Below are 7,875 nucleotides of genomic sequence, written 5' to 3'. Positions count from 1 at the left end.
TAGTTGTCGATGAACGTGACTGTACTAACGGCTTGGCGGGGTGTAACCATTGCCCTATCTAACTTTGGAGAAACTCACTCTTATTTTACTCCGCCTAGAGTGATGAAAGAGGGGTATAGCCCGAAACAACACAAATTCCTTGAATCGTGGTGACAGATTGTAGAATTTCTGCATTTTATTAGTATAAGTGAACTATCCTAAAACCATTACAGAGTAAGAACTTCAGGCTAATTGCCCCTGGTTGCAGCGACGCCCTCATCACCCCTAGAACTGCGATTTCTTGAAAAAATCGCAGTTCTAAATCCCTTGAATCAGTATCATTCTCCGTAACTATGCAGTGATTGCCATCAGCCAATGACAAAGTCAGCCGCATTAATTTGAGTTGTGGCAATACCTGTTAGTAGAGCCAGAGACTCATTTCCAACTTGCACTAGCGTATTGTTCCCGACCTGAGTAATTCGCAAATCGCGGAATCGTAAGCCTCCTGTCAATACAAGGCGATCACGTCCATTTTGAAAATCGACAATGGTATCGCGCCCCTGACGACGAGTTAAAACAAAGCGATCGGTTCCTGCACCTCCAATGAGCCGATCTGCCCCTAATCCTCCTAGGAGCACATCATTTCCGACTGCACCATCAAGTGCATCGTTACCCGCTCCACCTAGCAATCTATCGTTACCTGCTCCACCATCCAAGTTGTCATTTCCACGGTTACCTAGCAACACGTCGTTGCCACCCAACCCTCGGATCGTATTGGCGGCAGCATTACCCCGCAGCGTTTCGCTAGCATTCGTACCGTTAATGACGTTACTGCGGGGAGGTAGGGGAATCGATCCGAGAATGTCGTAGCGACTGAATACGAAGAGGTTGTGATGGCTCAGAGTCAGATTTGGGGTGAGGGTCGCCATATGCACCTGAGCTAGCCCGCCTACTCCGTCAGGATCGAAGAAAAGACGGCCTGTCGAGGATTGATAAATGACGCGATCGCTGGCATCTAAAGCCCCATTGCCAATCCGAAACTGATCTTGGCGAAGAACGGAATTAATCGTTAATCCCATACCCGCATAACCTGGATTCATCCCTGGAGAGATGGAGTCAGCAGCATAGAGAGCGATCGTATCCTCGCGTGAATTAAAGTCTGTAATCTGGTCGGTTCCATCCTGATTTAGCTGGCTGAAAACGAAGCAATCGCGCCCGCTTCCTCCTGTCAGGACATCAAGACCCCTGTCTCCGCGCAAGACATCATTATTGTTGCCACCGAACAATGTATCCTTCCCATCAAGGACATTATTGATTCCTGTGCTTCCATAAAGTTGGTCGTTTCCATCCAACCCCTGAAGCGTGTTTGCCCCATCGTTGCCAAAAATCAAATTGTTTCGGGCATTTCCCGTACCATTCAGACCGCGTAGCAGTTGGAGATTTTCAAATTCACTAGTTAACGTGTAAGACGTAGCACCCGCAACATCAAACAAAATGGTGTCGATATCTGCCACTGTTCCGGTTTCAATAATTTGGTCTAACAGATTCTCGATTTGGTACCTATCATTACCATTTCCACCGGTGAGGCGATTCACTCCTGCGCCACCGGACAGATAATCATTTCCTTCACCACCCTCGATGGTGTCATTGCCAAGTCCACCAAACAGACCGTCATTACCAATGCCGCCGGAGATCACATCATTGCCGTTACTGCCAAAAATCTGGTCCTGGCCGTCACCCCCAAATATAGTATCGTTGCCCAAGTGGGGAACTTGATTGGTTTCATCGACTCCACCAAAGATGAAGTCGTTGCCACTGCCGCCTGTGATACTATCGCTCCCATTTCCTCCGGATATCGTATCGTCACCGCTTCCCCCATCGAGTTGGTCGTCGCCATCATTGCCTTCGATCCAGTCGAAGTTGTCGCCTCCCAGCAACGTGTCATTACCCCCATTACCCGTGAGGGTGTCGGGTTCATTGGCTCCCTCAAAAAAGTCATTGCCATTACCGCCGTTGAAAACTGCCATGCGTGTATTTACGGGTAGTACGTGAAAGAATAATTACCATATCCATAATTGTTTTTCCAGAAATAGTGATGGAATTTAAACAACAATCTCAGTTCGGGTTAAGGATGTTGGTAGTGCTTTTTAATAAAGGGTAGAGAAAATTAGGAGTAGCTATTATAGGTCAGCCGTGATGATGCACCGATTCACAGATTTGATCCATCATGAAGCCTTATCTCCTCTGCCCCACCTGTGGTTCCGATGACATTATGAAAAACGGCACTACTCGTCGGGGAAAACAGAACTACAAGTGTCGCGATTGTGGTCGTCAGTTTGTGGAGAATCCTCCGTGGAAACCGAAAGACAAGGACACCTATACTTTGATTGATCGAATGTTGCTGGAACGTATTTCACTAGCAGGTATTGCACGGGTGCTCCAGTTGTCGGAAAGTTGGTTGCAACAGTACGTGAATGCTGTTCATGCTGAGCTACCACAGCGAGCAGAGGTTGTTGCCAAAACAACGTCTCGACTAGTTGTGCAAATGGATGAATTGTGGTCATTTCGCGAGGAATGCAATCTCGTCATTACCCACAGGGGTACTCTGTTTGTCTGACAATTCAGTTGCTTAACTGCAAAATTTATCAGTAGATAGAAACACGAAATGAAGCAGAGCGATCACTTCCAATAACCACCTCTATCAACAGCTTTTTGAAAGCTTTTGGACTCAGAGATCGTCTCTTAACAATTAACCCCAAGTATTTTCGGACTCACTGTACAGTGCCAAATTAAATGAGCTCTTCCCAACTTTTAGTGATCGAGGTTCTTGAGGTAGCCTTAAATCTAGAATCCACATCGCTCAAATTCGCAATCGCATCCATCTTCGCCAAAAGTTGGGAAGAGCCATTAAATGACATTGGGACAAATTAGTGTCGTCGAGCAAAATCTCCTCTGTTGCAGGATTACAGGGAGAATTTGCTCAGTGGACTAGCCTCTGTCCATCAGCATTGCTAATCTGGCTTGAGGCAAAAAAGCAAGCCAGATTTAGCTTCGCTGCTTTAACGACACTAATGTCTCCCCACGTCAAATAAAAGTCACTGTGCACAAATCGGGGATTGCAGAAGCAAAGCCCAACTTAAGGATTCCTATTTATGCAGGCAAGCTGATTCCATTGGGGATGGAAACAAACTGAAGGTCGGTTATTGCTCCGCTTCCTACCAGGAAGATATCCATAGCACTCACGCCAGTTGCGTTGAGAGACAGTTGCTGGAAGCTGTTGTTCTCAAGTGGGGGAATCTCTATAGTTTTGATTGCAGTTCTCTCACTGTCATAGAGTGTAACCGTTCCACCTGCTTCTTCAATGTCGAGTAGACCCACGCTCACAACACCCACTAAAGAATCCCATTGGAAGCTCACCGTGCCTCCTTCCCCGTTGTCATCCGGGTTAGAAGAGTTACCGTCTTCCGAGATGATCAGGACATTACCTTTGTCTGGTGTAGCCAGGTCAGTATCGCCGCCCGTGGGGTTTTCAGAATCAAAGAGCATCAGATCGCCAGAGTCAGAAGAGAGGGAAAGACCCAAATCTGCAAACTGATCGGTGATGACCGTTCCAGCAGCCAGTTCGTCGCCTTCAAAGTCGAGGGTTTCTGTGACTGCGTTGAGTCCAGCAACACCCAGGCGAGGATCTAAATCCAGGGGGGTGTTTAGCTTGAGCTGGATAATCTCGTTGTTGTCGATGTCAGGGCCGCGGCCCACGGAGAAGGGATAGTTGTTGTCGTTGGCTACCAGGATGGTATCCGAATCGAACACTAAGACATCTTCAATGGTCTGGAAGGGGAAGTTGAAAGTGGTGCTGCCGTCGCCATTCAAGTCGTTAGGATCGCTAATGTTCAATAAGTCAACTAGTTCTTCCTTCTTGACAAAGTTCTTGTCGTCAACCTCAGACAGATTAACTTTGAAGATCTTCTTGAATCCGGCTGTCGCTCCCTGGTTGTTATCTCGCTCGATGACGAGAAACTCCTTGTCATTAATGGGGGTAAAGTCACCGATCGCATTGTTGGGCGATTCTAGCTGATAGAGTCCAAGTAATCCCTCAAAGGAACTGCTGGCAACATCAAATTCATAGATCCGCAATGAGCCAGTTGGATCACCCACTACGGTTCCTTCTAGCATGGGGTAGAGGGTGGTGCGATCGGGGCTAAAGGCCATGCCTTCAAAGCCACGAGAGCCGCCTAAGTTAGAAACTGCGGGTTCTTCGATGAAGTTGCTGCGGGCAGTAAATCCAGTACCGGGGAAGTCGGTGAAGAAGCCGTCTACTCCTAGTTCGATAAACTGTTCGTATTCATTCAGCGGATCACCGTTATAGCTATCCGGCAGGAAGAAGCTCTCATTCCGCAGAGTATAGAGGTGAACCAGCAACCCGGCATCATGGGCATCTTGAATCAAAGTGGTGGGAGTGCCTGTGACGCGATCGCCATCACTGATAGCACCGTCGCCATTCAGGTCATCGGGCTGACCGTCGCCATCTGCATCGACCGTAGAGAGGGGGACAATGCGCTGCTTATTGGGTCCGATCCCCGCCGCGTATTCAGCAATTTCAGCCAATCCATCTGGAGTAGACAAGTCGGTGTAGGTGCGAGTGTCGCCGCTGACTACGAAGTCGTAGGGCTGACCTGAACTCCCAAAGAGCTGAACCAGAGGAATGTCGATACCTGCTTCGGGCATGATTGTGTCGTTCAGTTCTTTCAGGTTGCTCACCTCAAAGGACTGAATGTAAACCCGGTTGGGGTCGGTGAAGCCTTCGGACACCAGAGTGTCTACCAAAATTTCGCTGGTGTTGTAACCTTGTTGCTGGAAGAAGGTAGGGTGCTTGGTTTCGGGGTAGATGCCGATCTGGCGACCCGTCTCAGCCTCAACTTCTTGCACCAGGTCGATTACCTCAGCCAACGTAGGTACCTTCAATCCATCGTTGTTGAAGGCAGTGCTACGTAGAGCCGGAAGCCGTTCGATCGCGTTCAGTTGCTTGACTTCTGCCAGGGTAAAGTCTTCGGCAAACCAGCCACCAACCAGACGACCATCCAGGTTCTTCACGGTTAGACGATCAGCAAATTCAGGTCGCAGGTAAACATCGGTGCTGGTGTCGGTCGTATTCAGTACAGGCCTGCCGCTGGCATCGCGCTGAATTGTGCCATCGGGGTTGAGCGCTACCACTGCTAGCATAGGCTCGTGGCGAGCAATCAAAACGCCGTCTTTGGTGACTACTAGGTCGGGCTCAATGAAGTCAGCGCCCTGAGCGATCGCCAGCTTGTAAGCTTCCAAGGTATGCTCTGGGCGTAGACCGGATGCGCCTCTATGACCAATCACAATGGGAGCTTCACCTGTCAGCGTGTCAAACTCAGTGGCGGTAAGCACGTCTGGGTTTTGAGGCGATCGCACAAATTCACCCGTAATCTGATCGCGCACCAGGTCGCCTGTACCGGGGAAATCGGTGAAGTAACTGTCCACGCCCAAATTGATGAACTGCTCATACTCTTCATTGGGACTGCCTTGATAGTCAGATGCAAGGAAGCGATCCTCATTGCGGAAGGTGTAAGCATGAACCAACAGCCCTGCTTCGTGGGCATCAGAAATCAAGTTGGAGGGGGCAGTGGTTGTTTTATCTGCATCATTTACGGTGCCATCGCCGTTTACATCGTCAGCCACACCATCACCGTTGGCATCTACGCCCTTGACGGAGACAATCATTCGCTTCCAGGGTCCAATGCCGTCGGCATATTCAGCAATTTCTGCAAGTCCCTCTGGAGTCTGCAAATCACCATAAGTGCGATTGTCACCATTGACTGCAAAGTCGTAGGGACGAGCATTGACATCTTGATAAATGAGAGAACCATCCAGAGCCACGTCATAAGCATCTAGCAACTGCACCAGCGGAATGTCTGTCTTGGTGTTCAGTTCCTTTAGATTGGAAACTTCAAAGGACTGGATGAAGACGCGGTCAGGATCGGTAAAGCCAGTTTCCTCCAGGGTTTCCAGCAGGGGTTCTTCCAAAGACAGTCCCAGGTCGTCGTGATAAGTAGGGTGCTTGGTTTCGGGATAGATGCCAATTTTTTTACCCGTATCTACCTCAATCTGTTTGACCAAGTTGATCACTTCTTCAAAGGTTGGGATCTGGAACACGCCATCGAAGACATCGGTGCGATAGTCCTGAGGCATGATCGCCCGCAGGGTCTTGATTTCCTCCAGAGTAAAGTCGGAGGCAAAGAATTCGTCCTCATACAGAACGCCGTCAATGACTCCATCACGTCTGCGATCGGCAAATTCGGGACGACTGGCAACATCGGTGGTGCCACCCAGGATTGGCTCGTGGCGAGCGATTAATACGCCGTCTTTGGTGGATACCAGGTCAGGCTCGATGAAGTCAGCACCACGAGTGATGGCTAGTCTGTATGCCTCTAGGGTGTGCTCAGGTAATTCGCCACTTGCGCCCCGGTGTCCGATGACAAGCGGATCTTGACCGTTGAGCGTGTTGAGGGTGTTATCGAGCGTATTGACGGTGTTGACGTTAGGCGTTGGAATGGGAGCTTCCAGCAGTTTGCCCGTGGCATCAAAGTGCAGGATGTAGGGACCAAATTCGTCTCCAATCCAGATCTCGCCATTGCCATCAATCACCAGAGACTCGACATCAAAGTCGGAACCCGTGAGCAGGCGATCGCTCGTTCCCTCATTTTGAATGTCAAATGGAATTAGGTTGTTTGGATCACTAAGTTGAACAAACCCTTGCACCTCAACGCTGCGATCGCCCCCTTCAGAACCCGCGAAGTTAGGATCAACCTGATAGATGCGGAGTAAATAGTCGGAACTGTTGAACTTGGAGCCAAAGCCGTTGTCCGAGAGGAACCAATAGGTGGAACCGTCGCCACCAGGAGCAAACTGCACACCGCTAAAACCTTGAATAGGAGGACCTTCAAAAGGACCAGTTCGACCATTTCCTGAAATACCTTCACCCGTTTCAGGTCCCTCTGCGAAAGTATCAGCAGGCAAAGAAGCAAATCCTTCTAGTTCAGCAGGTTCAATGTTTGTGTCAAAATCTGCCATCTCTTGCTAAGACTCCTTAGATACTGAAAATACTGTGGCTAATGGATAAAAATCCAGAAGAATTTTTCATCAAAATGAATGCTGCAATTACGGTTAACGTTGTTTTGAAGACATCCGAAAACAAGGCAGTATTGCAACCCATATATGCAATGCAGTGCATCACATGAGCTGGGTTGTAATACAACCGAAGCAAAATTCATACCCACAAAAACCCTGCCATTCTCAGCTTAAGAATGCATTAATTGATCTTTAATAGAACAATGTCCTGAGGTTAATTCCGTAAATCTTCTATTACAAGTTACTCTCTGGGTTAATTTCGTTCTATTAGATCTACAAGGCCTGCAAAAATCCTCAAACTTTTCAAGTGTTCTAAAACACACTGACTTAAGGTCTTCTAAAAGAACATATAGTTACCTCAAAAACTGATGGAGCACCCCTCATCCCTAGACTTACTGCGCTATTGCACAGAAAGTTCACTCGTCCGTCAGCGACTCATGCTTCCAGTTCTAGTTGAGTGAGCTGCTTAACTGACAAAACGGGGTGAACCTGGAATGGTGACTAGGAGGGAAGCAGAGCTTGATTTAGGCTGAGAATTTATCCTCTTCTGCCACTCTGAGAAGAGGATAAATTCTTGTGCTGTTGATGTGCGGTTTAGCTGAATTCATTCAAGCTAATCACAACGAATTTACCTCATTTCAGCTATCCTCCAGTGAGAGTGACAGAAGAGGGATTAGGGTAGGATGCCGTAGGTGAAGGCATTGCAACTTGAAGTCCGCTGTCCCGCCTATCTATTAACCCAGC

At 48.5% G+C, this 7,875-nt stretch carries 3 protein-coding genes; 1 reads left to right on the top strand and 2 read right to left on the bottom strand.

Annotated elements, in window-relative coordinates:
* Positions 1–347: 347 nt before the first annotated feature.
* Complete coding sequence (locus H6G00_RS08515) at positions 348–2,006, bottom strand: calcium-binding protein (RefSeq protein ID WP_190796428.1); 1,659 nt, start codon at positions 2,004–2,006, stop codon at positions 348–350.
* A gap of 200 nt (positions 2,007–2,206) precedes the next feature.
* Here H6G00_RS08515 and H6G00_RS08510 point away from each other — a divergent pair, with 200 nt between their 5' ends.
* A complete protein-coding gene (locus H6G00_RS08510) occupies positions 2,207–2,596 on the top strand; it encodes an IS1 family transposase (RefSeq protein ID WP_190640985.1) in 390 nt (129 codons plus the stop codon).
* 533 nt (positions 2,597–3,129) lie between these two features.
* Here H6G00_RS08510 and H6G00_RS08505 read toward each other — a convergent pair.
* Positions 3,130–7,053, bottom strand: coding sequence for a glycerophosphodiester phosphodiesterase family protein (locus tag H6G00_RS08505; RefSeq protein WP_347278163.1), 3,924 nt, complete (start codon positions 7,051–7,053; stop codon positions 3,130–3,132).
* Between the last annotated feature and the right edge of the window lie 822 nt (positions 7,054–7,875).

This window comes from Leptolyngbya sp. FACHB-541 (assembly GCF_014695875.1).
In the GTDB taxonomy this organism is placed as follows: domain Bacteria; phylum Cyanobacteriota; class Cyanobacteriia; order Elainellales; family Elainellaceae; genus JAAUTN01.
This window is presented reverse-complemented; position numbering and strand designations above follow the sequence as displayed.